Origin of the sequence: Klebsiella sp. 4_1_44FAA (assembly GCF_000238715.1) — a bacterium.
Classification (GTDB): Bacteria; Pseudomonadota; Gammaproteobacteria; order Enterobacterales; family Enterobacteriaceae; genus Klebsiella; species Klebsiella pneumoniae.
The window spans coordinates 347,847-370,183 of the sequence record NZ_JH414802.1; the positions used below are offsets into that span (position 1 = coordinate 347,847).

Genomic DNA, 22,337 nt, shown 5'->3' on the forward strand with positions numbered 1-22,337 from the left:
CTTAATGGCGAAATTCATCATGGCGCAGTACAAGGATAATCTGCTGGGCGAGGCCAATAGCTTTCTCGAGGTGCTGGAACAGGTTTCCCGGCTGGCCCCGCTGGATAAACCGGTGCTGGTCATCGGCGAGCGCGGCACCGGGAAAGAGCTTATCGCTAACCGTCTCCACTACCTCTCCAGCCGCTGGCAGGGGCCGTTTATCTCGTTGAACTGCGCGGCGCTGAACGATAATCTGCTCGACTCGGAGCTGTTCGGCCACGAAGCCGGGGCTTTCACCGGGGCCAGCAAGCGCCATCCCGGGCGCTTCGAGCGCGCCGACGGCGGGACGCTGTTTCTGGATGAGCTGGCGACAGCCCCAATGCTGGTGCAGGAGAAGCTGTTAAGAGTGATTGAATATGGCGAGCTGGAGCGCGTGGGCGGCAGCCAGCCGCTGCAGGTTAACGTCCGGCTGGTGTGCGCCACCAACGCTGACCTGCCGCAGATGGTCGAGGAAGGTCATTTTCGCGCCGACCTGCTCGACCGCCTGGCCTTCGACGTGGTACAGCTCCCCCCGCTGCGCGACCGGCAGAGCGACATCATGCTGCTCGCCAACCAGTTTGCCATCCAGATGTGCCGCGAACTCGGTCTGCCGCTGTTTCCCGGCTTTAGCGAACGAGCGACCGCGACGCTGCTCGGCTACCGCTGGCCGGGGAATATTCGCGAACTGAAGAACGTGGTTGAGCGCTCGGTGTATCGCCACGGCGACAGCGAACATGAGCTGGACGCGATTATTATTAACCCTTTTCGTCAGTCCCCCGGCTCTCCGCCGGAAGCCGCGCCCGGCGATGAGCTGCCCGCGCTACCGCTGGATCTGCGCGATTTCCAGTTCCAGCAGGAAAAACGCCTGCTGCAGCGGAGTCTGGAGCAGGCGAAGTATCATCAGAAGCAGGCGGCGGAGCTGCTGGGATTAACCTATCACCAGCTCCGCGCGCTGCTGAAAAAGCATCAGCTGTGAGAGGCGCGCGGCAGCAGCAGCGCGCTCACCGCCATCGCCCCCAGACATAAGACGGCGTTAAACCACAGGGCATACTGGGCGGCATGGGCCATGCCCAGCGGTAAAAACAGCGTGAAAAGTGACGCTGTCACGGCGATACCCATCGCCCCGCCCAGCGAGCTGCCCATCTTATAGATCCCCGAGGCGACACCGATTTTGTTCTCCGGGGCATTGGCCACCGCGGTATCCGTCGACGGTGTGGCGTAGCAGCCCAGCCCGAGGCCAAACAGCACGTTGCTGGCGAACACCACCCCGATATACAGCGCCTTTTCGAGAAAGGTGCAGGATATCAGCGCGATGGCGATAGCGGTCAACACCGGACCGGCCATCATCGGCAGCCGGGCGCCATAGCGCTGCAGCAGCTTCTCGCCGACCCGGATCATCGCCAGGACGGTCACCAGATAGCCGAGGGTCATCATCCCGCTCTCCAGCGGCGTCAGGTGGTGCCCCTGCTGCAGCCAGATGCTGGCGATCATCATGGTGCCAATCGCTCCATTGAGCAGAAAGTTCGACAGCACTGCCGCACCGTAGGCCCGGTTACTAAACAGCGCAAAATCAATCAGCGCCGCCTCGCCTTTGCGCATGCCGTTGCGGATAAATATCGTCCCCGCCGCCAGCGCCCCGGCCAGCATGGTCAACGACAGCGGGCTGCTCCAGCCCCAGCCGTGGCCCTTGCTGATAAACAGATTCACCAGCACCAGCGCAACAATTAGGCTCAGCAGACCGCCGACATCCAGCTTATGCTGGCTGGCGCTGGCGCTGCGGCTCTCCGGCGTGCCGCGCAGCAAAAACAGCGCCAGCAGGGCAACGGCGATCGAGAAGACGAAGATCCAGCGCCAGCCCAGACCGGTGGCGATAGCCCCGCCGACGAAGGAACAGAGACCGCTGCCGCCCCACGAGCCGATGACCCAGAAGCTGACCGCCCGCTGCCGCGCACGCCCCTCATACCAGGTCTTAATCAGCGCCAGCGTCGCCGGCATAATGCAGGCTGCCGACAGCCCCTGCAGCACCCGGCCGGCCAGGAACAGCCCCGGTCCCTGAGCAACCACCAGCATGGCGCTGCCGACGATACTCAGCCCCAGCCCGAGGGTGGTCATCCGCATCCGGCCAAACTTGTCCGCCAGGCCGCCGCTGGCGACCACGAAGCAGCCGCTGAACAGCGCGCTGAGACTGACGGCCAGAGTTAAGGTTTCAAGAGAGATATCAAGGCTGCTTTTCATCGCCGGCACCACGTTAATCACCGACTGGGCGAACAGCCAGAAGGTTAAAACGCTTAACACAATCCCCACCAGCAGGCGATCGTTGCCGACAAACGGGGTGTCGCTTATTGTGACAGTGCTCATCGCATGGCCCTCCCGTTTCTCGTGATTAGCGCAGATAGCGTTCCGTCAGGCCGCACCACAGCGCCGCGCCGGTCAGCAACAGCGCGTCGTTGAAGTCATACCCCGGGTTATGCACCATGCAGCGATCCGGCTCATCGCCAGCGCCGATGGTGAAATAGCTGCCATGCGGGTGCTGCTCCAGCATGAAGGCAAAATCTTCACTGCCCATAAACGGCTTCACCTCGCCCACCTGCTCTGCGCCAAACAGCGCTGTCGCCACCTCCCGCACCATGGCGTTCGTCGCCGGATCGTTACGCAACACCGGGCTGCCGTTGACGTGGGTCAGCGTGGCGGTGGCATTGAAGCTCTCCGCCTGGGCCACGGCGATATCATGGATCCGCTGCAGCACGGTCTCGCGCACCTGCTCATTGAGGGTGCGCACCGTGAGCTTCATCAGCACGTGATCGTTAATGATATTGGGCGCATGACCGGCCTGGATGCTGCCGACGGTCACCACCGCCGGTTCAAACGGGGTGATATTGCGCGAGACAATGGACTGTAGCGCGAGGGTAATATGGCAGGCCACCAGCGTGGCATCCACCGTATGCTCCGGCACCGCGCCGTGGCCGCCAACGCCCTTCACTTCAATATGCAGCGTATCGGAGGAGGCCATCATCGCCCCGTCGCGCAGGCCGATCTTGCCCAACGGCTGACCCGGCATATTGTGCAGGCCGAAGATGGCGTCGCAGGGGAACTGGTCAAACAGACCGTCCTCGACCATTACCCGCCCGCCGTACAGCAACTCTTCCGCGGGCTGGAAAATCAGCTGCAGCGTGCCGGTAAACTGGCGGGTGCGCGCCAGATATTCAGCGGCGTAGAGCAGCGTGGTGGTGTGCCCGTCATGGCCGCAGCCGTGAAAGCGCCCTTCAACCTGGCTTGCCCACGGCTTACCGCTCCGCTCCTGCATCGGCAGGGCATCCATATCCGCCCGCAGGCCAAGGCGTTTTTTCCCCTCGCCGACGCGCAGCGTGCCCACCACTCCGGTGCCCGCCAGGCCGCGGTGAACCTCGTATCCCCACTCGCCAAGCAGTCGGGCGACCTCGCTGCTGGTCTGGTGCTCTTCAAAGCCGATCTCCGGCTGCTGGTGGAACCGACGACGCAGAGCAATAAATTGCGCCTCGTTAACCTGCAATGCTTCTAGCAACGGATGTGTCATTTTTGTTATTCCTGTGTTGTGTTTGCACGACACTTTCGAGTTTATGCGGGTGCCTCAGCTTGCAGGCGCGCTTTTTTGTTTTATATTGACGAAAAATCAATGAGTGTTTTTCATACATATCGGTTATGACAAAAAACAACCGGTTGTTTTTGTCTACAGAGGAGAGTCATGTGGAGCACCATTCAGGCGACTTTAGCGTCACCGTACGCGATGTGCGTCAGCTGACCCAGCCGGAAAGCGATCTGCTGACGCTGCTGTGGGTGCTGGAGGGAAGCGTAAATCTGGCGGTGGCGGAAGGTGCGTCGCAGCCGCTCGCCGCCGACGGGCTGGCGATCGTTAACCGCAACCGTCGCTGGAGTCTGCGCAGCGCCGGGGCCAACGCCGTGATGATCCTCACCCTCTCCGCCAGCTGGCTGGCCCGCCTCGATAATGCCTTTTTTGCCGTCGATTACCAGATAACGCCGCGCACCCGGGATGCCGATGACGGCCTGCGCCGCCTGATGCGCCAGCTACTGGTGAGCGGCCTGGTCAATCATCCTGGCCATTACCGACTGGAGGCCAACCGCTGGCTGAGTGAGATAGCGCTGCTGCTGGCCACGCGCTTTAGCCAGCCCATCGCCTCCACGCCCCGGCGCGATACCGAAAAATGGAGCCGGAGAATAGCCAGCGTGGTGGCGCGGATCGACGCTAACTATCAGCGTCGCCTCTCGTTGCAGGAGGTGGCGGCCGCGGAATTTGTCTCCGAGGCCTGGCTGTCACGCTTATTTCGCAAAGAGGTCGGGGTAAGTTTTGTCCAGTACCTCACCGCGCTGCGCCTGCGCCACGCCGCCGACCAGCTATTAACCACCCGCAAAACCGTCCAGCAAATCGCCCGCGAACAGGGATTCGCCAGTACGCGAATGATGAGCGATTTGTTTAAGCGCCAGCACGGCGTGACGCCGCGCCAGTATCGTGAACAGCATCCTCTGGAGCTTGCCCGACCGCGCCCGCCGCAGGCCGATCGCTGGCAGCCGGTGGCGGCCGACCGGCTGTATGCGCGACTCAATGAGCCGGAACCACGCGACCGGGAAAGTCCCCCCCTGCCGATCAACCCACCGCAGACCCGGGAGATCAATCTGCGCGATCGTCCAGCGCGCCCCGCAGCGCTGCGCCATACCCGGATGGTGGTGACCGTGCGCGAACTGGACGATCTGCTGCGCGCAGATGTGCGCCGGGAACTCGAACAGCTGCACCACGCCCTGCCGGTGTATGCCATCGATATCAACGATCCCTTTCTCAGCAGTCGGCTGTTCGGCACCGGCTGGGACGATCCGCAGATGGCCGGCTACGCCTGCTGGTACAACCTGCAGCAGATTTTTAGCTGGCTGGCGGCGATGGGCTGGCAGGTGATCCTACACACCGGCGTCACCACCCGCAGTGACCTGCTGCAGCGCTTCCTGCAGCTCGCCGCCAACCAATTTCCGCCAGCCACGCTCAACAGCTGGCGCTTTGTCTGGCACTGGTCGCCGCAGGCCAGCGAAGCTGCGCGCCAGGCCGCCTGGCGGCAGCAGCGCGGGGTCCTTCATCGCCTGCTGCCGCAGCCGCAGCTGGGGATCTGGCACCGCTTTGCTCCCAGCGATCCCGGGAACGATCCGCTGTTCCACTCGCCGCTGCTGGCAGAGGCGGATTTTCTCGCCTGCCAGGCAGATGCCAACGAACAGCTGGATCTGGCCCAGGCAGACAGCCGCCGTCTGGCCTCCAGCGAACATTATCCGCTACACAAGCTGCGGCAGATCCACAGCGCCCTGCGCCAGCGTCAGCTCAACCTGCCGCTGTGGCTGCTCTCATGGAATACGCTGACCGGCGATACACGGGATACCAACGGCCGCTTTTTTCGCGGCGCGCTGCTGATGGATAATCTGCTGGGGGTGGCGGACCAGGTCTGGCTGGCGGGCTTCTGGTTAAATTCAGGCCTCCAGGGCGAAGCTCGCGCCAACGGCAAGCTCGATACCTCCAGCCTGGCGCTGCACTATCTGCACGGCCTGCCGCGCCCGGTTTACTGGGTACTCTGGCTCTGGCGGCGGCTGCGCGGCGAGATCCTGGTTCACGATAAAAACCTGCTGCTGCTCCACCACCAGGGTCACTACCAGCTGCTGCTGCGCAATACGGTGGTCTACAATCCCTGGCTCTCCAGCGAAGCGGCCTTTATCCAGCGCTTCAGCCAGCCCTACAGCGTGCGGCTGCAGGGCCTGGATGGCAGCTGGCGCATCAAACAGCACCTGTTCGATCAGCACCACGGCGCGTTGTTCCCGCTGGTGGACGCCTTTCGCAGCCGCAGCGGCCCTGACGCCGAGGATTATCAGTGGCTGATGCATCAGGCCCGTCCGGCGCTCAGCGTGGATGAAGCCAGGCTCGATGGCTATTGGCTGCGGATCGACTCGCTGCAGAGCAATGCGCTGGTGCTGTATGAATTCTCCTCCGGCGCGGATCCCGCCCCCTGAAGTAAACCGTGAATTTTCCGCTGGCTCTCCGTCGTTGCCGGATTAAAGACCAGCAGGGAAAGATCGGGACGGCCTTCCACGGCAAAGGAGGTAAATTCCAGGTCGAGCTGACCCATCTGCGGGTCGTTAATGCGCTTATAGCCCTCGCCGTGGCCGGCGACGTCATGGCTTTGCCAGAAACGGGCGAACTCGACGCTCTGCTGGCTGAGCTCCGCGATCAACTGGTCAGTTTCTTTCGTGGCGCCCATCCGCGTGACGTCGGCGCGGAAGGCGTTGACGATAAGCTGCCCCACCCTCTGCCAGTCCTCCAGAGTGCAGCGGGCCTCCGGCCGGGTAAACAGGCGGCGCAGCACGTTGCGCTCCGCCAGCGGCAGTTGGCTGTAGTCGGTCAGCACCCTGGCCGCCGGCGCGTTCCAGGCGATGACGTCCCAGCTGGCGGTGCGGATAATCGCCGGAATGGTGAAAGCGTCAAGCACCCGCTGCAGCCGCGGCGTCATATCATCCGTCACCGTCAGACGCGTCTGCGGCGGATGGCCAAAGGCGAGAATAAACAGATGCTCGCGCTCCGGGGTGGTCAGCCGCAGACCGCGGGCGATCCGCTCCAGCACCTCGCGGGAAGGCGCCCCACCGCGCCCCTGTTCAAGCCAGGTATACCAGGTCGGGCTGATGCTGGCGAGCTGCGCGACCTCTTCGCGGCGCAGCCCCGGGGTGCGCCGGCGTCCCGCCGGGAAGCCAAACGTTGCCGGATCGAGACGCTGGCGGCGGGCGCGGAGAAAATCGCCTAAAGCATGGTTGTCAGAAGTGTTCATCATCTGCCTGTGGGTTCTGCCTGTTAGAATTTATACCCCGATAATGTCTCTACTTTTATAGTATGACATCGCAGGTAGGATACGCCTGAAACCCATTCAGGAGATCCATGATGCGTATATTTCTTACCGGCGCGAGCGGATTTATCGGCTCACGTATTCTTCCGGCGCTGCAGGCGTCGGGCCATCAGGTTATCGGCCTCGCGCGCAGCGAAAGCACCGCACAGGCCCTGAAGGCGGCCGGCGCCGAGGTGCATCGCGGCACGCTGGATGCCCCGGAGTCGCTGCTGGCTGGCGTCGGGAACGCCGACGCGGTGATCCATACCGCCTTCGACCACGACTTCAGCCGCTTTGCCGCTAACTGCGAGAAAGACCGCCAGGCGATCCTGGCCCTGGGCCAGGCGCTGCGAGGCAGCACGCGGCCGCTGGTGATCACCTCCGGCACGCTGATGGGCGACGACGGGAGCGGCGCCCCGGCCCGGGAGTCGTTCTTCAACTCAGCGCACCCCAGCCCGCGCACCGCCTCAGAGCTCGCCGGCCAGCAGTTGCTGGAGGCGGGAGTGGATGTCAGGGTGGTCCGCTTACCGCAGGTGCATGACACCGTGCGTCAGGGACTGCTGACCTGCTACATCGAACGCGCGGTCGCCAACGGGGCGGTAGCCCTGCGCGGCGAGGGAAGCAACCGCTGGTCAGCCGCCCATGTCGATGACGTCGCACGTCTGTATGTCAGCGCGCTGCTTCAGGGCGCGGCCGGCGAGCGCTATCATGCGGTGGCCGAAGAGGGGATCGCGTTACGCGATATTGCCGCGGTAATTGCCCACGGATTAAACCTGCCGCTGACCCACCTGGATGACTCGCAGGTCGACGCCTGGTTCGGCTGGTTTGCGCCGTTTACCGCCCTTGACCTGCGCGCCAGCTCGGCATGGACCCGCGAGCGCTTGCAGTGGCAGCCGGTTGGCCCCGGGCTGCTGGAGGACCTGCAGAATATGGACTATCATAAAGTGACACTGTCACAATAATCAAAACACGCTCCCCCTGTATCACACCCGACGGGTACGGCTAGTCGCCCGTCGGGTCATCGGCTTTCTCCCCGCTATACTGAATCTATTCTCTAGCGTCCGCACGCCGTCGCCGTTTGGTCAACCGCGGCCAAACAGAGCTGACTGGCGATATCGGCGATAAAAAGTTACCATGTTTCACTATACAGACTCGGTTCCGCGACTATTTTAATCAATTGACTGAATACTATACGCACCCGGTAACCGCATTATCCCTCAGGCTTGTTGAAGGCGGTGGTGAATGTCTATTAATCTTAATAAGATAGAGTTCAGCTCTATAATCAAACAGAAAATATGCGCCTGAAATTGTCATCTCTCCTGGCAGCCGTTTCCCTGCTGTGTGGGCCAGCTTTTGCCGCCCCTGCGCTCCCCGACCGCGCCGATATCCGCGATAGCGGTTTCGTCTATTGCGTCAGCGGCCAGGTTAATACCTTTAACCCGCAGAAAGTCAGCAGCGGCCTGATTGTCGATACGCTGGCCGCTCAGATCTACGATCGTCTGCTTGACGTCGATCCCTATACCTACCGGCTGGTCCCCGAGCTGGCGGAGAGCTGGGAAGTTCTCGATAACGGCGCCACCTATCGCTTTCACCTGCGCCGCCACGTCCCGTTTCAACGCACGGCGTGGTTTACCCCGACGCGGGACTTTAATGCCGATGACGTCATTTTTACCTTTGGCCGTATTTTTAACCGCGACCATCCGTGGCACAACGTCAACGGCAGCAGCTTCCCCTACTTCGACAGTCTGCAGTTTGCTGACAGCGTGGAGAGCGTCCGCAAGCTGGATAATCAGACCGTGGAGTTTCGCCTCAAGCGGCCGGACGCCTCGTTCCTCTGGCATCTGGCCACCCACTATGCGTCAATTACCTCTGCCGAATATGCCGCCCGCTTAACGCAGGACGACCGCCAGGAGCAACTGGATCGCCAGCCGGTTGGCACCGGCCCGTTCCAGCTATCCGATTACCGCTCCGGACAATATGTTCGCCTGCAGCGCCACCCCGGCTACTGGCGCGGCAAACCGTTGATGCCCCAGGTGGTGGTCGACCTTGGCTCCGGCGGCACCGGCCGCCTGTCGAAACTGCTGACCGGAGAATGCGACGTGCTGGCCTGGCCAGCCGCCAGCCAGTTGACGATCCTGCGTGACGACCCGCGCCTGCGCCTGACGCTGCGCCCGGGAATGAACATCGCCTGGCTGGCCTTCAACACCGCTAAGCCGCCGCTGGATAATCCTGAGGTGCGCCATGCCCTGGCGCTGGCGATTAACAACCAGCGCCTGATGCAGTCCATCTACTATGGCACCGCGGAGACGGCGGCGTCCATGCTGCCGCGGGCCTCGTGGGCCTACGATAATGACGCTAAAATTACCGAATATAATCCGCAGGAGGCCCGCGCCCGCCTGAAAGCCCTGGGGCTGGAAAACCTGACCCTCAAGCTGTGGGTGCCCACCAGCTCGCAGGCGTGGAATCCCAGCCCGCTGAAAACGGCGGAGCTTATCCAGGCGGATATGGCGCAGATTGGCGTTAAGGTGATTATTGTGCCGGTAGAGGGACGTTTCCAGGAGGCGCGCCTGATGGATATGAGCCACGACCTGACGCTCTCCGGCTGGGCGACGGACAGTAACGATCCGGACAGTTTCTTCCGACCGCTGCTGAGCTGCGCGGCCATCGCCTCGCAAACCAACTTTGCCCACTGGTGTAACCGGGAGTTTGACGACGTGCTGCAAAAAGCGCTGCTCTCGCAGCAGCTCTCCTCGCGGATGGACGCTTACAAAGAGGCGCAGCGGATCCTCGCCCGCGAACTGCCGGTCCTGCCGCTGGCCTCGTCGCTGCGGCTGCAGGCCTACCGCTATGATATGAAAGGCCTGGTGCTCAGCCCTTTCGGTAACGCTTCGTTCGCTGGCGTATCGCGGGAAAATACCGAAGAGGTGAAAAAGCCATGATTATTTTTACCCTGCGCCGTCTGCTGCTGCTGCTGATCACCCTCTTTTTTCTGACCTTTGTCGGTTTCAGCTTGAGCTATTTCACCCCTCATGCCCCACTGCAGGGCGCTTCCCTGTGGAATGCGTGGCTGTTCTGGTTTGAAGGGGTGCTGCACTGGGATTTCGGCGTCTCCAGCATTAACGGCCAGCTGATTTCTGAGCAGTTGCGCGAGGTGTTCCCGGCGACCATGGAGCTGTGCATCCTCGCCTTCGGCTTTGCCCTTCTGATAGGCATTCCGGTGGGGATGATCGCCGGCGTAATGCGCAATAAATGGCCCGATACCCTGATCAGCGCCGTTGCGCTGGTCGGTTTCTCGATCCCGGTCTTCTGGCTGGCGCTGCTCCTGACCCTCTTCTTTTCCCTGACCCTCGGCTGGCTTCCGGTCTCCGGTCGCTTCGATCTGCTGTATGAGGTGAAAAACGTCACCGGTTTCGCGCTGATCGACGCCTGGCTTTCGGACTCGCCGTGGCGCCATGAGATGATCGTCAGCGCCGCCCGGCATATGGTGCTGCCGGTATTGACCCTGGCGGTCGCCCCCACCACTGAAGTGATCCGCCTGATGCGCATTAGCACCAGCGAGGTGTATGACACTAACTATGTAAAAGCGGCCGCCACCCGCGGCGTGTCGCGACGCAAAATTCTACTGCGCCATGTCCTGCACAACGCCCTGCCGCCGGTGATCCCGCGTCTCGGCCTGCAGTTTTCCACCATGCTCACCCTGGCGATGATCACTGAGATGGTGTTCAGCTGGCCTGGACTGGGCCGCTGGCTGATCAACGCCATTCGCCAGCAGGACTACGCGGCGATCTCCGCCGGAGTGATGGTGATTGGCGCGCTGGTGATTATTGTCAACGTGATTTCCGATATTCTCGGTGCCATGGCTAACCCACTGAAACATAAGGAATGGTATGCCCTACGATAGCGTTTATCTGGAAAAGCGTCCGCCCGGCGCGCTGCGCACCGTATGGCGTAAGTTCTATGGCGACACCACGGCGATGATCGGTCTGTACGGCTGCGCGGGCCTGCTGCTGCTCTGCGTCTTCGGCGGCTGGTTCGCTCCCTACGGCATCGACCAGCAGTTCCTCGGCTACCAGCTGTTGCCGCCGTCGTGGTCGCGCTATGGCGAAGTCTCCTTCTTTCTGGGAACCGATGACCTCGGCCGCGATGTGCTGAGCCGACTGCTGAGCGGCGCGGCGCCCACCGTCGGCGGCGCTTTTGTCGTCACCCTCGGCGCCACGCTGTTTGGTCTGGTGCTGGGCGTGATTGCCGGATCGACCCACGGCCTGCGCTCGGCGGTGATGAACCATATCCTCGACACCCTGCTCTCCATCCCCTCGCTGCTGCTGGCGATTATCGTCGTCGCCTTTGCCGGGCCGCATCTCAGCCATGCGATGTTCGCCGTCTGGCTGGCGCTGCTGCCGCGCATGGTGCGCTCCGTCTACAGCATGGTCCACGATGAGCTGGAGAAAGAGTACATCATCGCCGCCCGCCTCGACGGCGCCTCGACGCTGAATATTCTGCTGTTCGCCATCCTGCCCAATATCGCCTCCGGCCTGGTGACCGAGATCACTCGCGCCCTGTCGATGGCCATTCTGGATATTGCCGCGCTGGGCTTTCTTGATCTCGGCGCCCAGCTGCCTTCGCCGGAATGGGGAGCCATGCTGGGCGATGCGCTGGAGCTTATCTATGTGGCGCCGTGGACCGTGATGCTCCCCGGGGCGGCGATTATGCTCAGCGTACTGCTGGTCAACCTGCTGGGCGACGGTATTCGCCGGGCGATCATTGCCGGGGTAGAATAATGCCGTTACTCGATATTCGTCACTTAACCATTGAATTTAAAACCAGCGAAGGCTGGGTAAAAGCCGTCGATCGCGTCAGCCTGACGCTGACCGAAGGCGAAATCCGCGGCCTGGTGGGGGAATCCGGCTCCGGGAAAAGCCTTATTGCCAAAGCTATCTGCGGCGTGACCAAAGACAACTGGCGGGTCACGGCCGACCGCATGCGCTTCGATGACATCGACCTGCTGCGACTGTCGAACCGCGAGCGCCGGAAGCTGATCGGCCATAACGTGTCGATGATTTTTCAGGAGCCCCAGTCGTGCCTCGATCCCTCTGAGCGCATCGGCCAGCAGCTGATTCAGAGTATCCCCGGCTGGACCTACAAGGGCCGCTGGTGGCAACGGCTGGGCTGGCGCAAGCGCCGGGCCATCGAGCTGTTGCACCGCGTCGGCATTAAAGATCACAAAGATGCCATGCGCAGCTTCCCCTATCAGCTGACCGAGGGCGAGTGCCAGAAGGTGATGATCGCCATCGCCCTGGCCAACCAGCCGCGTCTGCTGATTGCCGACGAGCCGACCAACGCCATGGAGCCGACCACCCAGGCGCAGATTATTCGCCTGCTGACGCGGCTCAACCAGAACAACAACACCACCATCTTGCTGATCAGCCATGACCTGCAAATGCTCAGCAAATGGGCGGATAAAATCAACGTCATGTACTGCGGGCAGACGGTGGAGAGCGGGCCCAGCGAAGAGCTGATCACCCTCCCACATCACCCCTACACCCAGGCGTTAATCCGCGCGATCCCGGATTTCGGTAGCGCCATGCCGCATAAAAGTCGCCTCAACACCCTGCCTGGAGCGATCCCGCTACTGGAGCAGTTGCCTATCGGCTGTCGGCTGGGGCCGCGCTGCCCGTACGCCCAGCGCGAGTGTATCGAAACGCCGCGTCTTACCGGGGCGCGCAACCATCTGTACGCCTGTCATTTCCCGTTGAACATGGAGAAAGAGTGAAATGGTCGAAACATTGCTGGAAGTTCGCCAACTCAGTAAGACCTTTCGCTACCGCACCGGCTGGTTTCACCGTCAGACGGTTGAGGCGGTTAAACCGCTGAGTTTTACCCTGCGCGAACGGCAGACGCTGGCGATTATCGGCGAGAACGGCTCCGGGAAATCGACCCTCGCGAAGATGCTGGCGGGCATGGTGGAACCCACCAGCGGCGAATTGCTGATTGACGATCATCCGCTGACTTTTGGGGATTACTCCTACCGCAGCCAGAAGATTCGCATGATCTTTCAGGATCCGTCGACCTCGCTGAACCCGCGTCAGCGCATCTCGCAGATCCTCGATTTTCCGCTGCGACTGAATACCGATCTCGACGCCGAGGCGCGGCAGAAGCAGATAATCGACACCCTGCGCATGGTCGGTCTGCTGCCGGACCACGTCAGCTACTACCCCCATATGCTGGCGCCCGGTCAGAAGCAGCGTCTCGGCCTCGCCAGGGCGCTGATCCTGCGCCCGAAGGTTATCGTCTGCGATGAGGCGCTGGCCTCGCTGGATATGTCGATGCGCTCCCAGCTTATCAACCTGATGCTGGAGCTGCAGGAGAAACAGGGCATCTCCTATATCTATGTCACCCAGCACCTGGGAATGATGAAACACATCAGCGATCAGGTGCTGGTGATGCATAACGGCGAAGTGGTCGAGCGCGGCAGCACTGCCGATGTGCTGGCCTCGCCGCTGCACGACCTGACCCGGCGCCTGATCGCCGGCCACTTCGGGGAAGCCCTCACCGCCGACGCCTGGCGCAAAGACGGGAAATAGCTGGCAGGCAACGGCAGGGGCGGCCCTCACGCCGCCCTTGTCATTCAGGTAGAAGGGAAAAGACTCTGCGCCGGCAGCGACCGGCGGTCAAAGCGGCGCAGCGCGTAGTAAAGAACCCCGGTGCCAAACCAGCCTATTATCCATGAGACATCGTTACCGGCGAAGATCCACGTGAGCGAACCATGGAACAACGGGTTCTCAATGAACGGCAACTGGATAAGCACACCGACGATATACAGGGTGATCGCGTACAGGTTCCAGAACCCGTAGCGTTGCTGCGGGTCGCTTAGCGCCGGAATATCGATGGCGCCCTTCGAGATAAGATAATAATCCGTCAGACAGATGGCGCTCCACGGCACGAAGAACGCCAGCAGAAACAGAAGAAAATGCGTGAAATGCTTTAAGAAAGCGGGTTCGCTAAGCAACGCGATAATGCAGGAAGCCGTCACCATCAGCACCACGAATGCAATGCGACACTTTTGCGACAGCACGGTTTGCCGGCGGAAGGCGGAAACAATGGTGGTCAGCGACATAAAGCTGCCGTACGCATTGAGGGTAGTGAAGGTAATTTTACCAAAACAGATGGCGAAATAGATAACCATGGCCATCGCCTGACTCTTACCTAATCCCACCAGATAGCTCACCTCGTGACCAGGGAACGCGCTGCCGGCAATGGCCGCTGTCAGAACCCCGAGCGTCATCGACGTTTGGGTACCCAATACGGTGCCGAAAAACACTGAGCACCACGTTTTCGTGGCGGAAACATCGCGTGGCAGGTAGCGCGAATAGTCGGATACATAGGGGCAAAAAGCGATCTGCCACGATGAGGAGAGCGATACGGCTAATAAAAACGTCGGCAGCGAAAAATGGTTATTGTGCGCGAGCGCACTGAGATCGGCTGAAAGTAGCAGCGTGATGAACATATAAACGAAGGCGAGAATTCCGACGATACTCGCCAGTTTGCCCAGCTTGTGGATCACCTTATAACCGAGGACGGCGATAACGATAATAATCGCACTGAATATCAGCATCCCGGCTACGTGGCTGATATTCAGTAGTTTAGCCATTGCCTGCCCGGCCAATACGGTGCCGCTGGCAGAAAAACCGATATACATGACGCAAACCAGCACCAGCGGCACCACCGCGCCAAAAACCCCAAACTGGGCGCGGCTAAGGATCATTTGCGGAAGTCCCAGTCGCGGTCCCTGCAGCGCATGCAGAGACATCACCGCCGCCCCCAGCATCTGACCGACCAGCAGCCCGACCAGCGACCACACTACATCGCCGCCCAGCACAACGGCTAAAGCGCCAGTGACAATCGCCGTAATTTGCAGATTGCCGCCAAACCAAAGGGTGAACTGGCTAAAAGGGTGTCCATGCCGTTCGCTTTCCGGGATGTAATCAATCGACCGCCTTTCACTCATTCCAGCATAATTGCTCTTTGACTGCCCGTCTGTAGACGAAAACGAAGACATAGGTTCCTCACTCAAGTTATTAATATCACCTCACTCAATCGCTCTTGTATATACAAGCATTGACAACACACCGCCTTGCATGCACTCTCATTTTGTGACGAATATGTAAAATATTTGTATTGCAGAAAGTTACTAAACTAGCTCAAGGCGGTGCTTATTGTTGACGCCGGAAGCGATTAACTAAGGTATGCTGCCCATGATGGTCCCTTTTCAACTTTCGACGCTCCCCGTCACGCCGTGGAAAAACGGCGGCGGAGAGACGCGCGAAATCATCTGCGTACCCGCTCCAGATGCCCCTTTTCTCTGGCGAGCGAGTATTGCCACCCTGCAGGCGGATGGCCCTTTCTCCCCCTTTCCTGGCGTCGACCGGGTCATTACTCTGCTGGCGGGGCAGCCGCTACGGCTGTGTGGCGAGAATATCGACCAACCGCTGGCGCTCTGGCAGCCGTGGGCTTTCCCCGGCGAATGGGCGCTGTCCAGCGTCGGGATCGTTGCGCCAGGGCTGGACTTCAATATCATGACTCAGCGCGGGCGCGCGTCGGCGACGGTCCAGGTCGTTAGCGACCTGCAATGCCCTGCCAGCGAGGGGGTCGCTTATGTTCTACAAGGCGAGTGGGATCTGGCCGGGCGACGCTGCGCGGCCGGCAGCGGCCTCTGCTGGCGCGGTGGATCCCCGCGGAATCTGCGTCCCGTGGGCAGCAATGGACGCCTGCTGCTGGCGGAGATCGCGCTCAAATAATCGTCAGGAGAGATGATATACTGCAGCTATCGCGATGTACTTTTGCCCCGCGCGGCGCGGACCGGCTGAAAAATATCGTGACACAAGGGGTCGTCAGTGGGATATAATTCCCGGCTAAATTTGAGTTATTTTGAAATAACAATGTTAACGTTATGATTGTTAAAGTAAAAATAAGCAATAACGATAAGGATTAAAGCTATGGGTTTTCTTTCCGGTAAGCGCATTTTGATCACTGGCGTCGCCAGCAAACTGTCCATCGCCTACGGCATCGCGCAGGCAATGCACCGCGAAGGCGCGGAACTGGCATTCACCTATCAGAATGAGAAACTGAAAGGTCGCGTAGAAGAGTTTGCTGCCGCGCTGGGTTCTGACATTGTGCTGCCGTGCGACGTTGCTGAAGATGAGAGCATCACCGCGCTGTTCACCGAGCTGGAAAAAGTCTGGCCAAAATTCGATGGTTTCGTCCACTCAATCGGTTTTGCCCCGGCTGACCAGTTAGACGGCGACTACGTTGACGTTGTCACTCGCGACGGCTTTAAAATCGCGCACGACATCAGCGCTTACAGCTTCGTGGCAATGGCCAAAGCCTGCCGCGGCATGCTGAACCCGGGTTCGGCTCTGCTGACGCTCTCCTACCTGGGCGCAGAGCGCGCGATCCCGAACTATAACGTGATGGGTCTGGCCAAAGCCTCTCTGGAAGCTAACGTCCGCTATATGGCTAACGCCATGGGTCCGGAAGGCGTTCGCGTCAATGCCATCTCTGCCGGTCCTATCCGTACGCTGGCCGCGTCCGGTATTAAAGATTTCCGTAAAATGCTGGCGCACTGCGAAGCGGTCACCCCGATCCGTCGCACCGTCACCATTGAAGATGTGGGTAACAGCGCAGCCTTCCTGTGCTCCAACCTGTCTGCGGGGATCTCCGGTGAAGTCGTTCACGTTGACGGCGGGTTCAATATCGCCGCCATGAACGAGCTGGAACTGAAATAAGTTCCTTCCCCTCCTCGCCCCGGTGAGGAGGGTTCTTCCATCCCCCACGCCTTACGCCCCACCTGTTATTCCAATCGGCTATTTGTTAGCACGTATCAATATTTTCTCCTGCTTCCGGGTTACGCCAGGATAGTTCTGCATAAACGATCCGCGGAACGGCGGTTCGCCACATACCGAACAAGGAAAGCCCATGGAGCCACGCCGCGTGAATGGCAAAAATCACTGGTATCACGAAACCCAGTCAACAATCTGCCCGGTGGATGTCCTGCCGCTCGTCCCTGAAGCCGCCCATGTTGAAGACCGCTTTTTGCTGGACCTGACGCTGCCGGCCGCCTGGCTACGTGCCCACGCTGACTGGCTACACCCCGCACGCCAGCTGGCCGAACTGCTGTTTCCCGACCAGGTGGCGGTGAGTCGCCTGCAGACCTTTACCGCTTACGATCGACTCAGCACCGCGCTCACCGTCGCCCAGGTCTACGGCGTCCAGCGGCTGTGTAACCACTACGCCGCCCGCCTTGCTCCCCTGCCAGGCCCCGACTCCTCGCGCGAGAGCAACCGTCGTCTGGCGCAAATCACGCAATATGCTCGTCAGCTTGCCGGTTCGCCCTCGGTTATTAACGCTCTCTCCCGTAGCCAGCTGGACGAAGTGGGCTTAACCAGTCGGGACATTATTCTGTTCAACCAGATTATCGGATTCGTCGGCTTCCAGGCGCGGGCGATTGCCGTCCTGCAGGCGGCCCAGGGCTTTCCGGTGCGCTGGATCCCCGGTATGCCCCAGCAAGAGGAGGCACCCGCGGAGCTGTTCGCCCCGCCGCCGGGAGCATGGCAGGCAGACATTGCGGATCCCGACCTGCAGTATGCCGATGATGAGCGTCAGCGGCGCATCGCCGGCTGGCAGTCGCTGCCCGGTCTGGGCGAGCTGGCGCCGCTGCTGGCCTGCGACCCACAGTTATTCGCGCCTCTGGAGACCTTGATCCGCCAGCTCAGCACGGATGATACCTTTGGCCCGCAGGTCGCCTTACTCACGGCGCGCACCAATGGCAGCCCCACCTGTTTTGACGCCTGGCTTCCCCACTGGCAGGGTGAAGAGGAGTTCGCCAGCCATCTGCGGGAGGGCGACCAGGCCCTCCATCACTGGCTCCAGCAGCATCCTCAGGCCCGGTCTCTCGTGACCGCGGTGCAGCTGTTAACACGCTCGCCTGACCGGTTTAGCGCCGCCCAGTTAACGCCCCTCGCGGAATATCGACTCTCTGAGCAACAAGCAATCGATCTGTTGATCTGGAGCGGGCTGTGCGGATGGATGAATCGTCTGAAAATCGCCCTCGGCAATGTGCGTCAGCAGACGTAAATTGCTGAAACAGCGCTTGCTGCGGCAGGCATATTCGCGTAAAAATGTCAGCCGCTCTTTTAGCCACGAAAATACCTAATTATGTTTCAGGATAACCCGCTGCTAGCGCAGCTTAAACAGCAACTGCATTCCCAGACGCCGCGCGCGGAAGGGGTCGTTAAGGGCACGGAAAAGGGCTTTGGCTTCCTCGAAGTGGACGCTCAGAAGAGCTACTTCATTCCGCCGCCGCAGATGAAAAAAGTGATGCATGGCGACCGTATCGTCGCGGTGATCCATTCTGAAAAAGAACGCGAAAGCGCCGAGCCGGAATCGCTGGTTGAGCCCTTCCTGACTCGTTTTGTCGGTAAAGTCCAGAAGAAAGACGATCGCCTCGCTATCGTTCCTGACCATCCGCTGCTGAAAGACGCCATTCCCTGCCGCGCCGCCCGCGGCGTTGAGCACGATTTTAAACAGGGTGACTGGGCCGTCGCCGAGATGCGCCGTCATCCATTAAAAGGCGACCGCGGATTTTACGCGGAGTTGACCCAGTTCATCACTTTTAGCGACGACCACTTCGTCCCATGGTGGGTAACCCTGGCGCGCCATAATCTTGAGAAAGAGGCACCGGACGGCGTCGCCACCGAGATGCTCGACGAGGGGCTGACGCGCCGCGACCTAACCGCCCTCGACTTCGTCACCATTGACAGCGCCAGCACCGAAGATATGGACGATGCGTTGTATGCCGAGTCCACTGCTGATGGCAAACTGCTGCTGACGGTCGCCATTGCCGACCCGACCGCCTGGATTGCCGAAGGCAGCAAGCTGGATAACGCCGCAAAAGTGCGCGCCTTTACCAACTATCTGCCGGGCTTCAACATTCCAATGCTGCCGCGCGAGCTGTCGGACGACCTCTGCTCTCTGCGCGCTAACGAAGTGCGCCCGGTGCTGGCCTGCCGGATGACTCTGGCGGCCGATGGCACCATCGAAGACAATATCGAGTTCTTTGCCGCCACCATCGAATCGAAAGCCAAGCTGGCCTATGACGACGTCTCTGACTGGCTGGAAGGCCGCGGCAGCTGGCAGCCGGACAGCGAGGCGATCGCGCAGCAAATTACGCTGCTGAAGGACGTGTGCCAGCGTCGTAGCGAATGGCGTCAGACCCATGCGCTGGTGTTCAAAGACCGTCCGGACTACCGTTTCGTTCTCGGCGAAAAAGGCGAAGTGCTGGATATCGTCGCGGAACCGCGTCGCATTGCCAACCGCATTGTCGAAGAGTCGATGATCGCCGCCAACATCTGTGCCGCCCGCATTCTGCGCGACAAGCTCGGCTTCGGCGTTTATAACGTTCATACCGGTTTCGATCCGGCGAACACCGAGCAGTTGGCCGCCCTGCTGAAAACCCATGATGTGCACGTCGACCCGACGGAAGTGCTCACCCTGGAAGGGTTCTGCAAGCTGCGCCGGGAACTGGACGCTCAGCCGACCGGTTTCCTCGACAGCCGCATTCGCCGCTTCCAGTCGTTTGCGGAAATCAGCACCGAGCCGGGCCCGCACTTTGGTCTTGGGCTTGAAGCCTATGCCACCTGGACCTCGCCGATCCGTAAGTATGGCGACATGATCAACCACCGTCTGCTGAAAGCCATCATTAAAGGCGAGACCATTGCGCGTCCCCAGGATGAAGCCACCGTGCAGATGGCGGAGCGCCGTCGTCTCAACCGGATGGCCGAGCGCGACGTCGCCGACTGGCTGTACGCCCGTTTCCTCAACGATAAAGCCGGGACCGATACCCGCTTCGCGGCGGAGATCATCGACGTCAGCCGCGGCGGGATGCGCGTGCGTCTGGTGGACAATGGCGCGGTCGCCTTTATTCCGGCCCCGTTCCTCCACGCCGTGCGCGACGAACTGGTGTGCAGCCAGGAGAACGGTACCGTGCAGATCAAAGGTGAAGTAGTCTATAAAGTGACTGACGTTATCGATGTCACTATCGCTGAAGTTCGCATGGAAACCCGCAGCATTATTGCGCGTCCGGCGGTCTGACGCCCCTTCACAGCGGTTCCTGCGGGAACCGCTGCTTCTTTCCTCTCTATCCAGCCATTTCCGTCGCACCGATTAAGGTTGTGCGTTTTTTTCGCTTCTCTTTTTCATTCATTTTTAGCATCATTGATTTCATTCGTTTTTGTTACCAGGATAATGCCATGTCAGATGTGAATGCCCACCTGCTCGCTCAACGTATCGATACCGTGCTGGATATTCTGGTTGCCGGTGATTACCATTCTGCGATCCATAATCTGGAGATCCTCAAAGCGGAGCTGCTGGCGCTGGCGGCGGACGATGCTGAACAACAAAACCAACCCAAGGCGCCCTGGGAAATCTGAATATCAGCCATGCCGCAGCCGGCCATATGGACCGGTTGCTCGCCATATAGCCCCCTAACAGTGATGTTGCTATGAACGCCCGACAACAAAGTATTTTGCAAGTGGTCATCGATAAAGGCCGCATGAGCGTCGCCGATCTGGCGAAGATGACCGGTGTCTCTGAGGTTACTATTCGTCAGGATTTGAATTTGCTGGAAAAGCAGAGCTATTTGCGCCGTACTCATGGCTATGCCGTACCGCTGGACAGCGAAGATGTCGAAACCCGCATGATGACCCATTTCGCCATTAAGCGTGAGCTGGCCAGCCGGGCTGCGGCGCTAGTGAATACCGGTGAAACGGTATTTATCGAAAACGGCAGCAGCAATGCCCTGCTGGCGCGTACGCTGGCCGAGCGCGGCGATATCACCATCATTACCGTCAGCAGCTATATCGCCCATCTGCTGAAAGAGACCCCAGGAGAGGTGATCCTGCTGGGCGGAATTTATCAGAAACGCAGTGAGAGTATGGTCGGTCCGCTAACCCGTCAGTTCATCCAGCAGGTGCATTTCAGCAAAGCCTTCATCGGGATCGACGGTTGGCAGGCGGAAACCGGCTTTACCGGCCGCGATATGATGCGTGCGGACGTGGTGAACGCCGTGCTGGAGAAGCATTGTGAGGCAATTATTCTTAGCGACAGTTCAAAATTCAGCGCGGTACATCCCTATCCGCTCGGTCCCGCCGGCCGCTTTAATCGCGTTATTACCGACGATCGCTTACCGGACGCCTGTCGCGGACAATTGCTCCGCAGCGGCCTGACCGTCGATATCGTGCCCTACATCTGATCCTCCGCCGCCCCATCTCCTGCCAAAGCGCTGGAAGGGGCGCTTTATCGCTCTGAGAGTATTCCGAGCCGCTAATTAAGACTTTTTACCTGACGATAAATTTTAAAAAAAGTAAAATTATTATTAGCGATATAACAGGAAGTGACTATCACCTGCGTGATTTTCGTGACACCTGCGCACCTTAACTTCATGGAATTGCCCTAAAGCTGCTTTATCAGGCTATGCTTAAAGGAGCGCTGTAATCCATGAATAGATTATTCAGGAGAAAAAAATGATGACTTCAACGAGCAAAAAAATGGCTGCTGTCGTTCTGGCTGTCACTGTAGCAATGTCTCTGAGCGCTTGCTCTAACATGTCTAAACGCGATCGTAACACGGCTATCGGCGCTGGCGCCGGCGCTATCGGTGGTGCGGTGTTAACTGACGGTAGCGCGCTCGGTACCCTGGGTGGCGCAGCAGTCGGTGGTATTATTGGTCACCAGGTCGGCAAATAATTTAATTATCTGACGAAATAAAAGAATAATTCACACGAATTGACTTACGCACGTTAAATCATTCAAGGCCGTGGCATTTACCGCGGCCTTGTTATTTCAACCAGACCATTGGAGCAGAGGGAAAATAGCGATCAGCCACCGGCTAACTTGACCTTCATCCCTTTCGCCTCAAGCAGCGACTTGAGTAGATCCCGCTTATCGCCCTGGATCTCGATCACGCCATCTTTCACCGCGCCGCCGCAGCCGCACTTCTTTTTCAACTCTGCCGCCAGAGCGGTTAGCGCAGCATCGTCGGCATCAATCCCGCTAATCAGACAGACGCCTTTGCCCTTGCGGCCGCTGGTCTGGCGCTGGATCCGCACAATGCCGTCGCCTTTCGGGCGCACCGGCGCCGGTTTCGCCTCGTCGATACGCCCGGTTTCGGTGGAGTAGACCAGACGGCTGTTGGAATCGCTCATTATGCCCCCTTGCGCAGAGAATCGTTGATCGCCCGCAGCGTCGCGGCTGGATCCGCCGACTGAGTAACCGGGCGACCAATCACCATATAGTCTACCCCCAGCTTCCTGAGCCTGCTCAGGAGTCATAATTCGCCGCTGATCGCCAGCGTCGCTGCCCTGCGGACGAA

The 22,337-nt window shown here is 59.9% G+C and carries 20 protein-coding genes and 1 pseudogene; 15 read left to right on the forward strand and 6 right to left on the reverse strand.

Annotated elements, in window-relative coordinates; all coding sequences use genetic code 11:
* Positions 1 to 4: 4 nt before the first annotated feature.
* Complete coding sequence (gene pspF, locus HMPREF1024_RS08840) at positions 5 to 994, forward strand: phage shock protein operon transcriptional activator (protein ID WP_009309090.1); 990 nt, start codon at positions 5 to 7, stop codon at positions 992 to 994.
* Here the strand turns inward: pspF and HMPREF1024_RS08835 are convergent.
* Complete coding sequence (locus HMPREF1024_RS08835) at positions 985 to 2,376, reverse strand: MFS transporter (protein ID WP_009309091.1); 1,392 nt, start codon at positions 2,374 to 2,376, stop codon at positions 985 to 987. The genes pspF and HMPREF1024_RS08835 overlap by 10 nt on opposite strands.
* A 25-nt stretch (positions 2,377 to 2,401) precedes the next feature.
* Positions 2,402 to 3,571, reverse strand: a complete 1,170-nt coding sequence (locus tag HMPREF1024_RS08830; protein ID WP_002901900.1) for a M20 aminoacylase family protein — start codon at positions 3,569 to 3,571, stop codon at positions 2,402 to 2,404.
* 170 nt (positions 3,572 to 3,741) lie between these two features.
* On the opposite strand from HMPREF1024_RS08830, the gene HMPREF1024_RS08825 reads away from it, so the two are divergent.
* Complete coding sequence (locus tag HMPREF1024_RS08825; protein ID WP_009309093.1) at positions 3,742 to 6,051, forward strand: helix-turn-helix domain-containing protein; 2,310 nt, start codon at positions 3,742 to 3,744, stop codon at positions 6,049 to 6,051.
* On the opposite strand, the gene HMPREF1024_RS08820 is transcribed toward HMPREF1024_RS08825, so the two are convergent.
* Entirely contained in the window at positions 5,970 to 6,860 is an 891-nt protein-coding gene (locus HMPREF1024_RS08820; protein ID WP_009309094.1) for a helix-turn-helix transcriptional regulator, read from the reverse strand. The genes HMPREF1024_RS08825 and HMPREF1024_RS08820 overlap by 82 nt on opposite strands.
* Before the next feature lie 107 nt (positions 6,861 to 6,967).
* On the opposite strand from HMPREF1024_RS08820, the gene HMPREF1024_RS08815 reads away from it, so the two are divergent.
* The 6 genes from HMPREF1024_RS08815 to sapF all read left to right on the forward strand — a co-directional run bounded on the left by HMPREF1024_RS08815 (position 6,968) and on the right by sapF (position 13,495).
* Complete coding sequence (locus HMPREF1024_RS08815) at positions 6,968 to 7,876, forward strand: SDR family oxidoreductase (protein ID WP_072198157.1); 909 nt, start codon at positions 6,968 to 6,970, stop codon at positions 7,874 to 7,876.
* A 333-nt stretch (positions 7,877 to 8,209) separates the two neighbouring features.
* Positions 8,210 to 9,853, forward strand: coding sequence for an ABC transporter substrate-binding protein SapA (sapA, locus tag HMPREF1024_RS08810; RefSeq protein WP_002901817.1), 1,644 nt, complete (start codon positions 8,210 to 8,212; stop codon positions 9,851 to 9,853).
* Positions 9,850 to 10,815, forward strand: a complete 966-nt coding sequence (gene sapB / locus HMPREF1024_RS08805) for a putrescine export ABC transporter permease SapB (protein ID WP_002901816.1) — start codon at positions 9,850 to 9,852, stop codon at positions 10,813 to 10,815. Before sapA ends, sapB begins: the two co-directional genes overlap by 4 nt.
* Positions 10,802 to 11,692 carry a putrescine export ABC transporter permease SapC gene (gene sapC, locus HMPREF1024_RS08800; protein ID WP_004151901.1) on the forward strand — a complete coding sequence of 297 codons (891 nt, stop codon included), beginning with the start codon at positions 10,802 to 10,804 and terminating at the stop codon, positions 11,690 to 11,692. Before sapB ends, sapC begins: the two co-directional genes overlap by 14 nt.
* A complete protein-coding gene (gene sapD, locus HMPREF1024_RS08795) occupies positions 11,692 to 12,684 on the forward strand; it encodes a putrescine export ABC transporter ATP-binding protein SapD (protein WP_004140266.1) in 993 nt (330 codons plus the stop codon). Before sapC ends, sapD begins: the two co-directional genes overlap by 1 nt.
* Position 12,685: 1 nt before the next feature.
* Positions 12,686 to 13,495 carry a putrescine export ABC transporter ATP-binding protein SapF gene (gene sapF / locus HMPREF1024_RS08790; RefSeq protein ID WP_004140269.1) on the forward strand — a complete coding sequence of 270 codons (810 nt, stop codon included), beginning with the start codon at positions 12,686 to 12,688 and terminating at the stop codon, positions 13,493 to 13,495.
* Between the two features lie 44 nt (positions 13,496 to 13,539).
* On the opposite strand, the gene HMPREF1024_RS08785 is transcribed toward sapF, so the two are convergent.
* A complete protein-coding gene (locus HMPREF1024_RS08785) occupies positions 13,540 to 14,919 on the reverse strand; it encodes a cytosine permease (protein WP_004151902.1) in 1,380 nt (459 codons plus the stop codon).
* A 247-nt stretch (positions 14,920 to 15,166) separates the two neighbouring features.
* Here HMPREF1024_RS08785 and HMPREF1024_RS08780 point away from each other — a divergent pair, with 247 nt between their 5' ends.
* The 7 genes from HMPREF1024_RS08780 (at position 15,167) to osmB (ending at position 21,712) form a co-directional block, all read left to right on the forward strand.
* Positions 15,167 to 15,709, forward strand: coding sequence for a HutD family protein (locus HMPREF1024_RS08780; protein WP_004152967.1), 543 nt, complete (start codon positions 15,167 to 15,169; stop codon positions 15,707 to 15,709).
* Positions 15,710 to 15,907: 198 nt separating this feature from the next.
* Positions 15,908 to 16,696, forward strand: a complete 789-nt coding sequence (gene fabI / locus HMPREF1024_RS08775; protein WP_004140277.1) for an enoyl-ACP reductase FabI — start codon at positions 15,908 to 15,910, stop codon at positions 16,694 to 16,696.
* A 190-nt stretch (positions 16,697 to 16,886) separates the two neighbouring features.
* Positions 16,887 to 18,044 carry a carboxymuconolactone decarboxylase family protein gene (locus HMPREF1024_RS08770; RefSeq protein ID WP_004151905.1) on the forward strand — a complete coding sequence of 386 codons (1,158 nt, stop codon included), beginning with the start codon at positions 16,887 to 16,889 and terminating at the stop codon, positions 18,042 to 18,044.
* An 81-nt stretch (positions 18,045 to 18,125) separates the two neighbouring features.
* Positions 18,126 to 20,060, forward strand: a complete 1,935-nt coding sequence (locus HMPREF1024_RS08765; protein WP_004176468.1) for an exoribonuclease II — start codon at positions 18,126 to 18,128, stop codon at positions 20,058 to 20,060.
* A gap of 158 nt (positions 20,061 to 20,218) precedes the next feature.
* Positions 20,219 to 20,398 (forward strand): hypothetical protein, encoded by a 180-nt coding sequence (locus tag HMPREF1024_RS08760; RefSeq protein ID WP_002901786.1) that lies wholly within the window; start codon positions 20,219 to 20,221, stop codon positions 20,396 to 20,398.
* A 71-nt stretch (positions 20,399 to 20,469) separates the two neighbouring features.
* Positions 20,470 to 21,219 (forward strand): DNA-binding transcriptional regulator YciT, encoded by a 750-nt coding sequence (locus HMPREF1024_RS08755; protein ID WP_009309096.1) that lies wholly within the window; start codon positions 20,470 to 20,472, stop codon positions 21,217 to 21,219.
* Between the two features lie 274 nt (positions 21,220 to 21,493).
* Positions 21,494 to 21,712 (forward strand): osmotically-inducible lipoprotein OsmB, encoded by a 219-nt coding sequence (gene osmB / locus HMPREF1024_RS08750; RefSeq protein WP_002901783.1) that lies wholly within the window; start codon positions 21,494 to 21,496, stop codon positions 21,710 to 21,712.
* Positions 21,713 to 21,843: 131 nt separating this feature from the next.
* On the opposite strand, the gene yciH is transcribed toward osmB, so the two are convergent.
* Together yciH and HMPREF1024_RS31790 are read right to left on the reverse strand one after the other, a co-directional pair.
* Positions 21,844 to 22,170, reverse strand: coding sequence for a stress response translation initiation inhibitor YciH (yciH, locus tag HMPREF1024_RS08745; RefSeq protein WP_002901782.1), 327 nt, complete (start codon positions 22,168 to 22,170; stop codon positions 21,844 to 21,846).
* Positions 22,170 to 22,337 (reverse strand): annotated as a pseudogene (locus HMPREF1024_RS31790) (orotidine 5'-phosphate decarboxylase / HUMPS family protein); the annotation flags it as partial. The pseudogene HMPREF1024_RS31790 and the gene yciH, both read right to left, overlap by 1 nt.